Origin of the sequence: Mesorhizobium sp. XAP4, assembly GCF_029269325.1 — a bacterium.
In the GTDB taxonomy this organism is placed as follows: Bacteria; Pseudomonadota; Alphaproteobacteria; order Rhizobiales; family Rhizobiaceae; genus Mesorhizobium; species Mesorhizobium ciceri.
Genome location: NZ_JARIXW010000002.1, coordinates 51,651 through 67,272, shown reverse-complemented (window position 1 = coordinate 67,272; position 15,622 = coordinate 51,651). Strand labels below are relative to the sequence as shown.

16 protein-coding genes are annotated in these 15,622 nt (G+C 63.0%); 11 read left to right on the top strand and 5 right to left on the bottom strand.

The genetic code is table 11. The features are described from left to right. Nucleotides 1–21 precede the first annotated feature (21 nt). The 7 genes from P3C39_RS09250 (at nucleotide 22) to P3C39_RS09220 (ending at nucleotide 5,776) form a co-directional block, all read left to right on the top strand. Entirely contained in the window at nucleotides 22–999 is a 978-nt protein-coding gene (locus tag P3C39_RS09250) for a TRAP transporter substrate-binding protein (RefSeq protein WP_024504231.1), read from the top strand. 59 nt (nucleotides 1,000–1,058) lie between these two features. Beyond that, nucleotides 1,059–1,586, top strand: a complete 528-nt coding sequence (locus P3C39_RS09245) for a TRAP transporter small permease (protein ID WP_013529043.1) — start codon at nucleotides 1,059–1,061, stop codon at nucleotides 1,584–1,586. Then, a complete protein-coding gene (locus P3C39_RS09240) occupies nucleotides 1,587–2,867 on the top strand; it encodes a TRAP transporter large permease (RefSeq protein ID WP_013529044.1) in 1,281 nt (426 codons plus the stop codon). It abuts the gene before it with no gap. A 104-nt stretch (nucleotides 2,868–2,971) separates the two neighbouring features. After that, nucleotides 2,972–3,745 (top strand): FadR/GntR family transcriptional regulator, encoded by a 774-nt coding sequence (locus tag P3C39_RS09235; protein ID WP_013529045.1) that lies wholly within the window; start codon nucleotides 2,972–2,974, stop codon nucleotides 3,743–3,745. Nucleotides 3,746–3,767: 22 nt separating this feature from the next. Beyond that, nucleotides 3,768–4,619 (top strand): 5-dehydro-4-deoxy-D-glucuronate isomerase, encoded by an 852-nt coding sequence (kduI, locus tag P3C39_RS09230; protein ID WP_013529046.1) that lies wholly within the window; start codon nucleotides 3,768–3,770, stop codon nucleotides 4,617–4,619. Further along, a complete protein-coding gene (gene kduD / locus P3C39_RS09225) occupies nucleotides 4,616–5,374 on the top strand; it encodes a 2-dehydro-3-deoxy-D-gluconate 5-dehydrogenase KduD (protein ID WP_127367430.1) in 759 nt (252 codons plus the stop codon). The genes kduI and kduD overlap by 4 nt, the downstream gene beginning before the upstream one ends. A 66-nt stretch (nucleotides 5,375–5,440) precedes the next feature. Further along, nucleotides 5,441–5,776: a cupin domain-containing protein gene (locus P3C39_RS09220; RefSeq protein ID WP_013529048.1), complete on the top strand. Its 336-nt coding sequence runs from the start codon at nucleotides 5,441–5,443 to the stop codon at nucleotides 5,774–5,776. 271 nt (nucleotides 5,777–6,047) lie between these two features. Here the strand turns inward: P3C39_RS09220 and P3C39_RS09215 are convergent, their stop codons facing one another. Then, nucleotides 6,048–7,469 carry a coniferyl aldehyde dehydrogenase gene (locus P3C39_RS09215; protein ID WP_275953510.1) on the bottom strand — a complete coding sequence of 474 codons (1,422 nt, stop codon included), beginning with the start codon at nucleotides 7,467–7,469 and terminating at the stop codon, nucleotides 6,048–6,050. A 447-nt stretch (nucleotides 7,470–7,916) separates the two neighbouring features. Between P3C39_RS09215 and P3C39_RS09210 the strand changes: the two genes are divergently transcribed. Further along, nucleotides 7,917–8,579, top strand: coding sequence for a sulfotransferase (locus P3C39_RS09210; RefSeq protein ID WP_224674615.1), 663 nt, complete (start codon nucleotides 7,917–7,919; stop codon nucleotides 8,577–8,579). Continuing rightward, nucleotides 8,579–10,420 (top strand): DNA helicase RecQ, encoded by a 1,842-nt coding sequence (gene recQ / locus P3C39_RS09205; RefSeq protein WP_275953511.1) that lies wholly within the window; start codon nucleotides 8,579–8,581, stop codon nucleotides 10,418–10,420. The genes P3C39_RS09210 and recQ overlap by 1 nt, the downstream gene beginning before the upstream one ends. A gap of 276 nt (nucleotides 10,421–10,696) precedes the next feature. Here the strand turns inward: recQ and P3C39_RS09200 are convergent, their stop codons facing one another. Further along, nucleotides 10,697–11,593 (bottom strand): LysR family transcriptional regulator, encoded by an 897-nt coding sequence (locus P3C39_RS09200; protein ID WP_275953512.1) that lies wholly within the window; start codon nucleotides 11,591–11,593, stop codon nucleotides 10,697–10,699. Nucleotides 11,594–11,870: 277 nt separating this feature from the next. On the opposite strand from P3C39_RS09200, the gene P3C39_RS09195 reads away from it, so the two are divergent. After that, nucleotides 11,871–12,605 carry an SDR family oxidoreductase gene (locus P3C39_RS09195; RefSeq protein WP_275953513.1) on the top strand — a complete coding sequence of 245 codons (735 nt, stop codon included), beginning with the start codon at nucleotides 11,871–11,873 and terminating at the stop codon, nucleotides 12,603–12,605. A 74-nt stretch (nucleotides 12,606–12,679) separates the two neighbouring features. Further along, nucleotides 12,680–13,279, top strand: a complete 600-nt coding sequence (locus P3C39_RS09190) for an NADPH-dependent F420 reductase (protein ID WP_275953514.1) — start codon at nucleotides 12,680–12,682, stop codon at nucleotides 13,277–13,279. On the opposite strand, the gene P3C39_RS09185 is transcribed toward P3C39_RS09190, so the two are convergent. From P3C39_RS09185 to P3C39_RS09175, 3 genes are all read right to left on the bottom strand, one after another. After that, nucleotides 13,263–13,655 carry a hypothetical protein gene (locus tag P3C39_RS09185; RefSeq protein WP_275953515.1) on the bottom strand — a complete coding sequence of 131 codons (393 nt, stop codon included), beginning with the start codon at nucleotides 13,653–13,655 and terminating at the stop codon, nucleotides 13,263–13,265. The genes P3C39_RS09190 and P3C39_RS09185 overlap by 17 nt on opposite strands. Nucleotides 13,656–14,355: 700 nt before the next feature. Continuing rightward, entirely contained in the window at nucleotides 14,356–14,817 is a 462-nt protein-coding gene (locus tag P3C39_RS09180) for a hypothetical protein (protein WP_245463530.1), read from the bottom strand. Beyond that, nucleotides 14,786–15,166 carry a shikimate kinase gene (locus tag P3C39_RS09175; RefSeq protein ID WP_245463526.1) on the bottom strand — a complete coding sequence of 127 codons (381 nt, stop codon included), beginning with the start codon at nucleotides 15,164–15,166 and terminating at the stop codon, nucleotides 14,786–14,788. Before P3C39_RS09175 ends, P3C39_RS09180 begins: the two co-directional genes overlap by 32 nt. Nucleotides 15,167–15,622: the final 456 nt, after the last annotated feature.

The window sequence follows — 15,622 nt, the reverse complement described above, 5'->3', positions numbered from 1 at the left end:
TGGTTTCATAGGGAGGAAGTCATGTTGCATCTTTCGAAATTGACGGCAGTAACATTCGTTTTCGGCTCGTTGCTGGTCGGCATCGCCAACGCCGAAACCGTGCTGCGGTCGTCCGATACCCATCCCGACGGCTATCCAACCGTCGAAGCGGTCAAATATATGGGCGAGCTGATCAAGCAGCGCACCAATGGCCGCTATTCGGTCGAGGTCTATCATTCGGCGCAGCTCGGCGAGGAGAAGGACACGATCGAGCAGACGCAAACCGGCGTCATCGATCTCAACCGCGTCTCGATGGGGCCGTTCAACGGCATCGTTCCGCAAACCGCGGTGCCGTCGCTGCCCTACATGTTCCGCTCCGTCGAGCATATGCGCCATGTCATGGACGGGCCGATCGGGGACGAGATCCTGAAAGCCTTTGAGACTCACGACCTTGTCGGTCTCGCCTTCTACGATTCCGGGGCACGCTCCTTCTACAACACCAAGAAGGACATCACCTCGATGGCCGACATGAAGGGCATGAAGTTCCGCGTCATCCAGTCCGACGTGTTCGTCGACATGGTCAATGCGTTGGGCGCCAACGCCACGCCGATGGCCTATGGCGAGGTCTATTCGGCTTTGCAGACAGGCGTCATCGACGGCGCCGAGAACAACTGGCCGAGCTTCGAATCCGCCAAGCATTTCGAGGTCGCCAAGCATTACACGCTCGACCAGCACCAGATCGTGCCAGAGGTTCTGGTGATGTCGAAGGCGAGCTGGGACAAGCTCGCCCCGGAAGACCAGGCGATCGTGCGGCAGGCGGCCAAGGACAGCGTCGTCAAGATGCGTGAATTGTGGGACGCGCAGGAGAAGAAGTCGCGCGACATCGTCGAGAAAGCCGGCGTCAAGGTCAGTGAGATCGACAAGCAGCCGCTGATCGATGCGATGAAGCCGGTCTACGAGAAATATCTCTCGACCCCCGAGTTGAAAGATCTCGCCGCGCGCATCCAGGCGACCAAATAATCCGTTCGCGGCAATGGTGGCGCGAGCTTGCGCGCCACCGTCCAGGGGGAAGCGCGCATATGAAACCATTCTGGCTGGCAATAGAACGGCTGCTGTCACGGCTGGCGAGGCTTGCGCTGTGGGTCAGCGGCATCGGACTGACGCTGATGACCGTGATCATCTTCTGGCAGGTGTTCTCACGCTATGTGCTCAACAGTTCGCCAAGCTGGACGGAACCCTTCTCGGTGATTTTGATGGGGTGGTTCATCTTTTTGGGCGCGGCCGTCGGTGTCCGCGAACGCACGCATCTGGGCTTCGATGTGCTGCTCTATTTCCTGCCGCCCGCCGCAAAGGCGGTACTGCGCAGCATTTCGGATGTCGTCGTGCTCGCCTTCGGTCTCGGCATGATCGTCTACGGCGCCCAGCTCACCCGGCTGACATGGAACACGGTGATGCCGTCTCTCGCTTTCCCGGGCGGCGTCAGTTTCCTGCCGGTCATCCTGGGCGGCGCGCTTGTCTGCCTGTTTTCGCTCGAGCGGCTTGCCGGGCGGTTTGCCGGACTGCCGGTCGATGCCGATCAATACGCCACGGGCGAGGAGGGTCTCTAGATGGCATTGACGGTTCTGTTCGGCACCTTCGTCTTTCTTCTGATCATCGGCACACCGATCGCCTTCTGCCTCGGTGTCGCCAGCTTCGCCACGGTTCTGGTGCTGGGGCTGCCGCCGCTGGTGGTGTTCCAGCGCCTCAACTCCGGTGTCAGCGTGTTTTCGCTGATGGCCATCCCGTTCTTCATCTTCGCCGGTGACCTGATGGTGCGCGGCGGCATTGCCGCTCGCCTTGTTGCGCTCGCCGGGGCGTTGGTCGGCCACCTGAGAGGCGGGCTCGGCCAGGTCAACATCGCCGCCTCGACCATGTTCGGCGGCATTTCCGGCTCGGCGGTGGCCGATGCCTCGGCGGTCGGCGGGCTGATGATCCCGCAGATGAAGGCGCGCGGCTACGGCGTCGATTATGCTGTCAACATCACTTCAGTCGGCGCCATCATTGCGCTGCTGATACCGCCTTCGCACAACATGATCATTTATTCGATTTCGGCCGGCGGCCGGATCTCGATCGCCGATCTGTTCACCGCCGGCATCATACCGGGCCTGCTGCTGGCGCTATCTCTGATGGTCACGGCCTATTGGGTCGCCAGCCGCCGCGCCTATCCGACCGAGCCGTTCGCCGGCTTCGGCAGGGCGCTGCAATTGCTCGTTGCCGCAATTCCCGGGCTGATCCTGATCGGCATCATCTTCGGCGGCGTTCGCTCCGGCGTCTTCACCGCCACCGAAAGCTCCTGCATCGCCATCGTCTATGCTTTCCTGGTGACCCTGCTGATCTATCGCTCAATGAGCTGGAACGACTTCGTCACCGCGACCACCGCTGCCGTGCGCACAACCGCGATGGTGCTGATGATCATCGGCTGCGCCGCCGCCTTTGGCTGGCTGCTGGCCTATCTCAGGGTGCCGGCCGCTCTGGTCGCCTTCCTGCAGTCGGTATCCGACAACAAGCTGGTCATCCTGCTGTTGATCAACGTCGTGCTTCTCATCCTCGGCACGTTCATGGACATGTCGCCGCTGATCATCATCACCACGCCGATCTTCCTGCCGGTGGTCATGGCCTACGGCGTCGATCCGGTGCATTTCGGCGTGATCCTCATTCTCAATCTCGGCATCGGCTTGTGCACACCGCCGGTGGGGGCCGTGCTGTTCGTCAGCTGCGCGATCGGTCGGATCCCGATCTGGACGGCGATGCGTTCGATCTGGCCATTCTATGGGGCGGCTTTCGCTGTGTTGATGCTTGTCACCTACGTGCCGGAAATTTCGTTGTGGTTGCCGCACCTGTTCCACTAGAGCAGTTCACGGGAACGGCGAACTGCTCTAACCCTTTGTTTTGACGCAATTCCGGACGGAAACCGTTTCACATTTTTCCTGGAATTGCTTTAGGAGACCATCACGTGTCCGCTGCATCCGCCGATCTCAAGGTCGAGAGAAAACCCAAGCTGTCGGAGACCGTCGTTGCGGCGATCCGCAAGCAACTGCAGGCGGGCGAAATCCTGCCTGGCCACAAATTGCCGACCGAGGGCCAGCTGACCGAGACCTTCGGCGTCAGCCGCACCGTCATCCGCGAGGCGCTGGCCAAGCTTGCCGCCGACGGCCTGGTCGAGCCGCGTCAAGGCGCCGGCGTCTTCGTCACCGAGCATCTCTCGACGATGTTCGGAGCGCTTGCCGCCGACATGGGAGCCAAGGATTCGATCGCGCTCAACGTGCTCGAGGTACGCCTGGCAATCGAGATCGAGTCGGCCGGGATCGCCGCTATTCGCCGCAACGCCGCGCAGGAGGCGGCGATCCAGGAAGCCTTCTTCGAATTCGAGCGGCTGCTGCTTGCCAGCGAGCCGACCGGCCCGGCCGACCTCGCCTTCCACCGCGCCATCGCCAGCGCGACCAACAACCCATTCTATGTCGAGATGCTCGACGTGCTCGGCCGGCGCGCCATTCCGTGCGACGTGACCTCGCCCTGGTCGACCGAACTGGCGCAATCCGACAGCTACCAGCGCGGGCTGCAGCGCGAACATCTGGTGATCCTCAATGCGATCACATCGGGCGATGCCGAAGCGGCGCGCGAGGCAATGCGCGCGCACCTCACAGCCAGCCAGCAGCGCTACCGCGAGCGCCTGCATGCGCGTCAGGCTTTCTATGCCAGTTCGGTCAGGGCCGCCGCCGGCGAATGACCCATTTCAAGTCAGGACGAAAATGAGCCAGAGCCATACCGATTACACATCCCGCTTTGCCATAGACCCGGTTGCCGCCGCGGCGATGGGAACCGATGAACTCCGTCACAATTTCCACATTGACGGCCTGTTCCAGTCCGGCCGCATCAGCCTGACCTACACCCACTACGACCGCATGATCGTCGGCGGCGCCGTGCCGATAGGCTCGCCGCTCCAACTGGAGGCGATCAAGCCGACCGGCACCAAAGGTTTCCTCGACCGGCGCGAGTTGATCGCCGTCAACATCGGTGGCGTGGGCGTCATCACGACCGGCGGCCAGTCCTTCGAATTGCAGGCGCGCGACATGCTCTATCTCGGCATGGGCACACAGGATGTGTCCTTCGCCTCAGCGGACGAGGGGGCGCCGGCGAAGTTCTATCTGCTCAGCGCGCCGGCGCATCTGGCTCATCCCAGCCGGCTGATCCGCATCGGCGATGCAAAGCGCCTCGATCTTGGCAGCAAGGATGCCTGCAACGAGCGTTCGATCTTCCAGTTCATCCATGCCGATGGCGCAAAGACCTGCCAGCTGGTGGTCGGTATGACCCAGCTGGCGCCGGGCTCTATCTGGAACACCATGCCTTGCCATGTGCATGACCGGCGCATGGAGGCCTATCTCTATTTCGACCTGGCCGAGACGGCGCGCGTCTTCCACTTCATGGGCGAGCCGGACGAAACGCGCCATATCGTCATGGGCAACGAAGAGGCCGTGCTGTCGCCGGGCTGGTCGATCCACTCCGGCGCCGGCACTTCCAATTATGCGTTCATCTGGGCGATGGCCGGCGACAATGTCGACTACACCGATGTCGACCCGGTGGCGTTAGGCGATCTGCGGTGAGCGACCCCTTCAGCCTTGCCGGAAAACGTATCCTGGTCACCGGCGCCAACACCGGCATCGGCCAGGGCATCGCCGTATCGATCGCACGCGCCGGCGGCACGGTGATCGGCGTCGGCCGCTCGTCGATGGACGATACGGCAAGAAAAATCGCAACGATGGGCGGGCAATTCGAGGCGGTGAGCGCCGATCTTGCCGACACGTCAGCCGCCGGCCCCTTGCTCGACCGCGTCTGGGACAAAAGCGGCCCGCTCGACGGGCTGGTCAACAATGCCGGCATCATCCGGCGCGCCGATGCCGTCGATCTCAGCGAGGCCGATTGGGACGACGTCATGGATGTCAATCTGAAGGCGGTTTTTTTGCTCTGCCAAAGCTTTGCCAGGCGTGCCTTGGCCGCTGAGCGGAAAGGCAAGATCGTCAACATTGCCTCGGTGCTGAGCTTCCAGGGCGGCATTCGCGTGGCGTCCTACACCGCCTCGAAGCATGGCGTGCTGGGCATCACCCGGCTGCTTGCCTGCGAATGGGCGCAAAAAGGCATCAACGTCAACGCTATCGCGCCAGGCTATATCGAAACCAACAACACGCAGGCGCTGCGCGCCGATCCCGACCGCAGCGCCGCTATCCTGGCGCGCATCCCGGCCGGCCGCTGGGGCGAGGCGGGCGACATTGGCGATGCCGCCGTCTTCCTGCTGGCGCCGGCGTCCAACTACATGCATGGCGCGGTGGTGCCGGTGGATGGTGGCTGGCTGGCACGCTAGGTTTTGACGCAATTCCGAACGGAAACCGTTTCACACTTGTCCTGGAATTGCTCTGAGGAGACGACGATGACCGCAAAGATCTTCGCGCATGCCGGCGAGGGCGCCTGGACGGCGACACCGGACGGCAACAGGCGCCGCATTCTCCTGCACACTGACGAGTTGATGCTGGTCGAATTCGGCTTCGACAAGGGTGGCGTCGGCGCCCTGCATTCGCACCCGCACGTCCAGGCAAGCTATGTCGCCGAAGGCCGCTTCGAGGTGACCATCGACGGTCGGACCGAGATCGTTGGGACGGGCGGAAGTTTCATCGTGCCGTCGGGCCTGGTGCACGGCGTCAAGGCGCTGGAAGCGGGGCGGCTGGTCGACAGCTTTACGCCGCACCGGGCCGATTTCCTCGGCTAGAGCATTTCACCGTTTCACGGAAACGGCGAGCTGCTCTAACTCTTTGTTTTGACGCAATTCTAGACGGAAAACCGCTTCACACTTTTCCTGGAATTGCTCTAACGAGGGGTAAGAGATCGAGCGGGAATGACCCGCACCCCAGAAAGAGGCGCGGGTCTGTTGCCTGGGCGCTTGTGGCGCCGCGGTACTCAAGACATCACCGCAGGATGAGGACCCTGCCGCACCGTGGTGAAGATAGTCTTAATGCACCGGGGCTGCGTAGCTCGGTCGGTCAGGTGATGTGCCGCAGGAGGCTGAAAAGCCGTTCGAACGTCTTGCCGTAGGGCGGGCGCAGCAGGCTTCCCGCGCTCAGCCGCGACTGCATGAAAACCGGTTTCTCCTTGCTGAAGGTGCGAAATCCCCATTCGCCGTGATAGGCGCCCATGCCGCTGGCGCCGACGCCGCCGAAGGGCTGGTTTTCCTGTACCAGATGCAGCATGCAGTCGTTGACGGTGACGCCGCCGGCGACCGTCTCATGCAGGATGCGTTGACGGTTGCCGCTGTCGCGGCCGAACCAGTAGAGTGCCAGCGGGCGGTCGGCCCCGTTCACATGGGCGATCGCCTCGTCGATCCCGGTGTATTCTACGATGGGCAGCACCGGCCCAAAGATCTCTTCGCGCATCAGCCGCAGGCTTGCGCCGGCATTGCGGACCAGGGTCGGCGGTAGTTTCCGGCTGGTGGCGCCGAGTTCCTCGCGGGCCGGGTTGATTTCGGTGATGTCGGCGCCGGCATCACGCGCCTCAGTGATCATGTCGCGCAGGCGTTGGTGATGCCGGTCGCTGATGATGGCGGTATAGTCGGGGTTGTCGCGTAGAGTCGGGTAGAGCTTAGCGATCGCCGTTGCGAGCCTGGCAGCGACCGTGCCTGCTTGCCCCTTCGGCACCAGAAGATAATCCGGCGCGATACAGGTCTGCCCGGCATTCAACAGCTTACCGTAGGCAATGCTCGATACTGCCGCGTCGAGGTCGCATGACGGATCGAAGATTGCCGGCGACTTGCCGCCCAGTTCGAGCGTGACCGGGGTCAGATTGGCGGCCGCGGCGATCGCGACCTGGCGTCCGCCCGCGGTCGAGCCGGTGAACAGCAAATGATCGAAAGGCATCGACACGAAGGCCTTTCCCATCTCCGCATCGCCGCTGATGACGCTGAGCTCATCGGCTGCGAAATGCTCGGCAACGAGTTTGGCCAGCAGCGCGGAAAATGCCGGCGTCAATTCGGAAGGTTTGATGAGCACGCGGTTGCCGGCCGCGAGTGCCGCGATGACCGGCGCGACGGCGAGCTGGAAAGGATAATTCCAGGGCGACACGATGCCGATGACACCGAGCGGCTGCGGGATGAGGCGATTTCTGCCGGGCAGGAACGGCATGGTGGTGGCAACGCGGCGTTCGCGCATCCAGCCCCTGAGGTGCGACAGCGCGTGGCGGATGCCGGCACGTACGACGAACAGTTCCGCAAGACGCGTCTCATGCGCGGAACGGCCGCCAAAGTCGGTGTCGATGGCGGTGCAGATGTCGGCTTCATGCCGCTCGGTCAGCGCGAGCAGGCGTTTGAGGCGATCCTTGCGAACGTCAAAGTTGGGGAAAGACTGCGCCTCGAAGGCGGCGCGCTGCAGGTGGAACCGCTCGCCGAGAACATTCTGTCTGGTCTGCAGCATCGCGCCCTCCCTGGCTTGCCGGACGGAGCTTACATCGTGGTGCGTGGCGGAATCCAGCGGGGTGCAGGTGTCCTAGGGGAAGCTGCTTTCGGATGTGCACGGCATCCGGCTGGCAAGCGCCGATGGCCTCATCAACGGCAGGTTCCTGCAAAGGGGGCGTTGTGGTTGGATGACGGCTGCGCTACTCCAAAGCGTCACGCCAGAGAGTCGTCTTGACCGGTTTCCACATCCTCTCCAGTCTACGAAATTCCAGCCCGGTGTCCGCCTGATGCTGATGTCGGCGACGAGCATCTTGGCCATGGACCCCAAGCGGCGCGTTCCGCGCCGCGCGGCCCAGCGGAATTGCGGATGAAGGGCGCTCACAGGCTTGAGGCTGCGTTTGGAGCGGCTGCGCGAAGGGTTGTGCGGGAGTTTCTGCGGTTCGTGCCGCTGTCTCTGAGACAGCGCATGCAAAGACGCACATATGCACGCGCGACGCCCGCCAACAGAATTTTCATTTCGGGCTGCGCACGCAGCGGGACGACGCTGACACAGCGGCTGATGAGGTGTTTCGAGGACATTTTCGTCCATCCGCCCGAAGCGCGATACGCAATGCTGGACATGTTGGACCGGCCGGAATCGAACCTCGTCGTCAAGCGCGATGCGCGCGGTTTTGCGCATCTGGCGAAGCTACCGACCTCCATCGGCTTGATCTATTGCGTGCGCCATCCATTCGACACGCTGACAAGTTCGCATCCGCAAACACGCAACCAGCGTCGGTTCCACGTCACGCCGCAACGCTGGCTGACCGAATACGACGCGCTGATCCGGCTGAAGAAGGCACAACCGCACCGGCAGATCCTTTTCGTCCGCTACGAAGACATGATCGGCGCGCCCGATGCGCAGCAGGACAGAATCGCGCAGTCATTCGGACTGACACCGCGCATTCGTTTCAGCGAGGACCCGGACAATCCGATCCGGGTGGCTTCGTTGAGAAAATGGGAACGGAATGAAGAATTCAGGACCTATCTCGGCGGCCTGCCCCCGGCATTTCTCGCCCGCGTCCAACGTTTCTGCGCCGAGTTCGGCTATGACATGCCAATAAGCACGCCGACCGTGGACGCGCGGTGATGCAGGCACCGGCGGCCCTCGCGACAGAAGAGCTGGATCCCAAGCGGCGCGTGCTGAAGGACGTGTTCGGCTTCGATGATTTTCGCCCCGGGCAGGCCGATGTCATGGACGCGTTGCTGGCCGGGCGTCATGTGCTGGCTGTCATGCCGACTGGTGCCGGCAAATCGCTCTGCTACCAGGTGCCGGCGCTTGTCCTGGGCGGGCTCACCATTGTCGTTTCGCCGCTGGTGGCGCTGATGCAGGATCAGGTCGCCGCCTTGCGGCTTGCCGGCGTGGCCGCCGATACGATCAATTCCTCGATCGACCGCGATGCCAATATTGCCGCATGGCGTCGCGTCGCCTCGGGCCAGACGCGCCTGCTCTATCTCGCGCCGGAGCGGTTGATGACCGAACGGATGCTCGAGGCGCTGGCCAGGCTCGATATCAGCCTGATCGCCGTCGACGAGGCGCATTGTATCTCGCAATGGGGGCCGGCGTTCCGGCGCGAATACGAGGACCTGTCGCGTCTGCGCGGCATCTTTCCCAGCGTGCCGATCATCGCGCTGACGGCAACGTCGGACGAAGGCACGCGCACCGACATCGAATCCCGGCTGTTTGCCGAGCGCGTCGAGACCCTGGTGCTGGGCTTCGACCGGCCGAACATCAAGCTTGCCATCGAGGCCAAGCAGGACAGCAAGCGCCAATTGCTGCGCTTCGTCGAGCGCCATCCCGGCCGCAGCGGCATCGTCTATTGCCTGTCGCGCAAGAAGACGGAGGAGATGGCGGCCTTCCTCGAGAAGAACGGCGTCACCGCGCTCGCTTATCACGCCGGCATGAGCAAGGAGGCGCGTGACGCCAACCAGAACAGCTTCATGACCTTGTCCGGCGTCGTCATGGTGGCGACCATCGCCTTCGGCATGGGCATCGACAAGCCTGACGTCGCCTATGTCTTCCACACCGACATGCCGGGCAGCCTGGAGGCCTACTACCAGGAGATAGGCCGCGCCGGCCGCGATGGGCGGGACGCCGAGGCGCATATGCTGTTCGGCCTGGGCGATATCCGCATGCGCAGGTTGTTCATCGACGACGAGGATGCGCCGCCCGAGCACAAGAGGCGCTCGCATGGCCGGCTCGACACGCTGATAGGCTATTGCGAGACGGCGCAGTGCCGCCGCCAGGTGCTGCTCGGCTATTTCGGCGAGGAAGCGCAGCCCTGCGGCAATTGCGACACCTGCCTCGACCAGGCCCCGCGCGCCGATGGCGGAGCCGAGGCTCGGATCATCCTGACGGCGATCGCCCAGAGCGGTGAGCGTTTCGGTGCCGGTCATGTCATCGACATCCTGCTCGGCCATGAAACCGAGAAGGTGCTTGCCAGGAACCACCAGAGGCTCACGAGTTTCGGCAGTGGTCTGGCGCACAAGAAGGATTTCTGGCTATCGCTGATCCGGCAACTCGTCGCCGGCGGGTTCCTGATGCCGGATCCGGCCGGTCATGGCGGCCTCGCCATCGCCGAAAAGGGTCATGCGCTTGGCCGTGGCGAGGTGCCGTTCCATTATCGTGTCGAGGTACGCAGCCGCGCCTTGCGCGGCAAGATGCGCTCCGGGCAGGATCTCGGGCAGTCGGCTGTGGACACCGGGCTACTGGCCGCGCTCAAATCCTTGCGCCTGCGGCTCGCCAAGGAGCGCCAGGTGCCGGCCTATGTGGTGTTCTCGGATCGCACGCTGATCGACATGGCCGAGCGCCGCCCGCACGATCTCGACGCCTTCGCCGAAGTGAATGGGGTTGGGGCGGCAAAGCTCAAGGAATTCGGCCAGGTTTTTCTGAGTGCGATTGCCGAGCACCGGTCGGGTGAGGCGGCCTGAGGTCAGATCAGCGACTGGTCACGCGCCGTGAAGCAGAGGGATCTTCGGAGAAGGCATCCGTTCCGAAACCTCCTGTGCCGCCGCCGCCCATTCCTCCACCGCCCATGCCCCCCAGGGACCGATTAGTTCAACGTTTTCTGGCCGGCCGGTCGACAGATCAGGCCCAGACTGAGGCGTGCATCGACTTCATGGCCGAGCATTTGCAACCGCAATAGATGCCGCTGTCCGCTTGCAGGCACCTATCCACTGCAAGCGTCGCGGGCGACCCGCCGGGCGTCAGTCGCGCGATGTGGACAGTCCCGCGAGAAGCGGAGCGTAGGCGGCGAGCCTGCGGGATACGAACTCAGTGAAGAGCCGAACGCGCTTCGTCTTGCGTGTCTCCCCATGTGTGAGAAGCCAGAGCGTTCCGTACAGGTGCAGGTCGGTGCCCGGCACCCTCACCAGCAGGGGGTCGGCATCTCCGACGAAGCACGGCAGTGTCGTGATCCCGAGACCTTGCCGTACGGCAACGATCTGCGCCTCGGCGTCCGTGATCCTGAATGGAACTCCCGTGGTGCCAACCTCACCCGCGCTGGCCCACTCTGGAATTCCATGAACGCTTATGACGATCCACCGGATGGCATCAGGTGCGCCCGCACGCCACGCGGCCAGGCGGTCGCGGGACATGTAGACGCCGCCAAACACCTCCGCTCCCTTCAGGCCGTGAAGATTGAGCGGCAGGGTTTTGCGGTCGTAGACGACGCGGATCGCCACGTCGGCCTCTCGGTTGGTCAGATTTGCCAGCTCGCCGGACGACAAGATTTCCATCTCGATGTCTGGATGCAGGTGCGCGAAATCGGCGAAGTCCGGCATGAGCAGGTGCGTCGCGAGGGGCGGTGCCAGCGTCACCCGCAGAAGTCCGCGTACGCCCTGGTCGCGCCCGAAGACGCGCGTCTCCAGCTGGTGCGACGACGCTTCCATCTGGTTCGCGAGCTCGAGGACCTCCTCGCCCGCAGCGGTCAGGCGGTAGCCTGAAGGCAGCTTTTCGAACATTTGCGCCCCGAGGCGTTCCTCAAGCTGTGCGATGCGTCGCAGCACGGTCGAGTGATTCACCCCGAGCTGCGCGCCGGCAGCCCGCACCGAGCCTCCGCGTGCGACGGCTAGAAAGTAGCGAACGTCATCCCAGTCGATCATGGTGCAATCCGGCACCGCGCGGTGCGCCTTCCAAAGCCCGTATCTAACACATCCTACAGCAGTAGGGGCGGGATATCGTGGCTTGTGTCGACAAGGGCGACGCTATTCCGAACGGCGGACACGGATCGTCGCGGGCTGGCGTCAATCCTGAAAGCGGATCGATTCTGCACCACCGATGTGCGCGCTTCCGCACTCACCGCGCGACCCCGGCGGGCCCATCTAGAGGTTCTCGGGGCGTCCCCGAACGACCAAAGACAGAGCCTGGAAGGATTAAGTCATGGGAAAACTGGATGGTAAGGTTGCGGTTATAACGGGTGGTGCCACCGGCATCGGCCTCGCCGCTGCAAAGCGCTTCATCGAGGAGGGCGCCTTCGTCTTCATCTTCGGCCGCCGGCAGGAAGCGCTAGACGCCGCTGTGGCCGAGCTCGGGCCCAATGCCCGCGCGGTGAAGGGCTCGGTCTCGGATGAGGCCGACCTCGATCGGCTCTACGCGGCGGTGAAGGCCGAGCGCGGAACCCTCGACATCATCTTCGCCAACGCCGGGGTGGGAAGCCTGCTTCCGCTCGGCAAGCTCACCGCCGGGCACATTGACGAGACCTTCAACACCAATGTGAAGGGTACGATCTTCACGGTCCAGAAGGCGCTGCCGCTGATGGGCGAGGGCGGTTCGATTATCCTGACCGGATCGAGCGCCGGCACCACGGGCGCGCCCGCATTCAGCGTCTATAGCGCGAGCAAGGCGGCCGTGCGCAACCTCGCGCGGACCTGGGCGGAAGACTTGAAAGGCACCGGCATCCGGGTAAACGTGCTGTCGCCCGGGCCGACGGCGACCGAACTCGCGAAGGCAGCGATAGGCGAGGAGGGCTTGATGGTCTTCGCCTCGATGAATCCGCTTCAGCGTATGGCCGATCCAGCGGAGATCGGGGCGGCGGCTGCGTTTCTCGCGTCGCCCGACAGCAGCTTCATGACTGCCAGCGAGGTCGCCGTCGACGGGGGCTTGGCGCAAATCTGACCCGCTACGCCCCGCCGTTCATTCCATTCGATATCCCGAGCCCGCAGGGCCTGGTAAACTGAAGGAGAGTATACATGAGCTACGCAATTATCGGCTTCGGCAAGATCGGCCAGGCTCTTGCCAAGGCATTTGCCCGCAAGGGCCTCGAAGTGTCCGTGGCAACCACGCGCGACCCGGAAAGCTTTGCATCCGACGCGGCCGCGATCGGACCCACGATCATCCCGAAAACACTGGCGGACGCCGTCAAGGCGGACATCATCTTTTTGGCTGTCCGCTTTGAATCGTACCCGGATGTCGCGAAGGCGCTGCCAAGCTGGGAAGGCAAGACGATCATCGACGCGACGAACGTGTTTCCAGTCCCCGAAGAGCTGGACGGTCTGCCGTCCTCCGCCTTCGTCGCGAAGGCGTTCACCGGCGCCAAGCTCGTCAAAGGCTTCAATCACCTGATTGCGGCCACCCTGGCTGCCGATCCGATCGTCGAGGGCGGGCACCGGGTCGTCTTTCTGTCGAGCGACGACGAGGACGCGATCGCTCCCGTGGCGGCATTGGCCAAACAACTCGGGTTCGCACCGGTCAAGCTGGGGAAGCTCAACGAGGGCGGCACGCTGGTGCACGCACGCGGCCGCACTTGGGGCCAGCTGATCTTCCAGGACCTGCTCAAGAAGGAGCAGTAACGGATTTATCGTGCGCCGACAGAGTGGCAGGCGTACGATGCCGGCCACATCGTCGGCAACGAGCCAAGCGCGCGAAGTGACGTGCTTGAAAGCTTACATCTGCCTGGGATCCTTCGGCCGACATGTGCCGGCCCCCCCATGCTTCATAGTTGCAAAAGCTGATGTCCCAGCCGGCATCGCGTCTTTTGGAAGTTGCCTCACGACCGCCCGCGCGGATGGGGCCGAAGCCACCCCAACTGCCATCCGAGCCTTTGTAATTTCCCATGACGCGATAATTGCAGTTGTTCACGACGACGTTGCCGTCCATCGACACGCATGCCGATACGACAGTGGAAAGGCTGAAGAAAGCTGCGATGGCGAGAGAGGCTTTGCGCATCGTGGTCTCCTAACTGGGTTCGGCGAACCAACCGTTACGAGATCGTGGGCCGGGCCTCTTCCCCATTTGGGCTAAAGCGGCTGGTAAATTCACAGCGGCATGGCTGCGCTTGCGGACAGAAGCGATGTGCGGAGATGCCGGATGGGCCTGCCCATCGCCGAAGCTTTACGGCCTCCGCGAAGGCCAGAGTGTCCCGGCTCGAGCGGCTTTGTCCTATTGGCTGCGCGATATGCGGCAGGCGGCCCAGGAAATGTCCGGTTTTCTCGGGATCGATGGCGGAGAGGGAGGGATTCGGTTTCACGCCTATCCTGCTGAAAATGCTAATCTTTTCGCGCTTTTTGTTACGCAGTTTGTTACACTGCTACAACTGCGATTTACAATCGCTCTTTTGAGCTCGCCTGCCCAATCCATCTTATCTGTCGAAACCGACGCAATGGCGCGGCGGTGGATTGGGTCACTCTGTCATAGTATCCGCGCTTCATTAAGTTGACGATGCCGTTTAGACTCGGAGCTGATCCTTTCCGGTCGATCACCAGGATTTGGCGCGCGACCCGGCACCGGCGGTTCGTCTTTGTACGTTTGTGTCATCCAGGCCGGATCAACTCGGCCATCAGGCTTCTCACGACTTATGCATGCGTTTCCCACTTTTATTAGCATTCGGTGCGAACCCGCACCCTGCACCAAACCTGCGACGCCTAAGCTATCGTCCTCGACTTGAGCGTTCCCTGCTTCTCGTGGAAGACGCTAAATTCGCTCGTGCGTTATTGCCGGCCAGCAAAGGCTGCGGGTCGGCGGTGAGGGTGTCGAGGAGCGGCGGCCGTTCCCTTTCACTCAATAGTGCCGCCGGCGCCTGGATGGTTTCCACGACGCCGCCCCCGCAATCGTAGCCGTTGTGATGATCATCGTGCATGCGCTGAGCTGTTGGGGACATGCTGGTGGCGGTGCCGGAAGCACCGGAGACATGTGATATCTCGGCAGCGGGCAGAGCGGCTTCTCTGTCGCTGCACAGGAAAGCGTAGAGTTCCTTCACGCAAATGCGGGCGTCCTTCTTGTCTTTTTGAAAGGGCGGGACGAGGGGCAACCTGATATCGGCCTTTTGGTAGAACGGACTGCGCTCTTCGTACAGCTGGTCAACCTTCTGCTCGATGTCGGCGCCTTGCAGCAGCGGCCGGCTGGTGTCCCTCTCGAGGCGCCTGCGGAGCTCTTTCAGCTCGGGTGTCGAGCCAGATCGACCTCGCCTTATTAAGAATCAGGGCTTGATTGGACTCCTTGCCAAAGCAGCCGCCGCCGGTTGCGATGACGATGGGGCCTCTCTCCAGCTGCTTGGCGAGCTCTTTGGTCTCCAGGTCCCTGAAGTGCGCCTCGCCACGGCCAGGGTCGGCGAACATCTCCATCAGATTGCCGTGATCGGCGACGATATGCTTATCGATGTCGACAAACTCCACCCCCAACTCCTTGGCAAGCTGGGCGCCGATGGTCGACTTGCCGCTCGCCGGCATGCCGACGAGCACGACCGGCCGCGTACCGAGGGCCGCGAGGATCTCGCCGGCTTGCGGCGAGCGAGCGACCGCAATCTGTTGTCTTGCGACGATGGGCGACCTGGAGGTCCCTGCCGCCCTCGACCTGCTTTCTCCTGACGAGTCCCAGTGTAATATCTCCCAGCACCACGGGGAATGGGGACTAGCTCGCATTCGCTCTGCGCGCGGTGCGCGAGCTCGGCCCGATAACTGGCCGGCGTAGGGAACTCGACCTCGAAGCGATAGTTCTGCGCGGTTCTGAACGCCGTGTGAACGCCGCGTAACCGCGGCCTGTCCATCCTGATGACCCAGTTGGTGGTCTCGACCTCGCTGCAGTCCCGCTCCTCGAAGGCCAGTGCCGCCTTCCTGAAGGCGCGCGTAAAAGCCTCGTCCGGGATCTCGAAGACATGGCGCACGGCATTGGTGACCAGTTGGGCCTCCGGCGCCGTG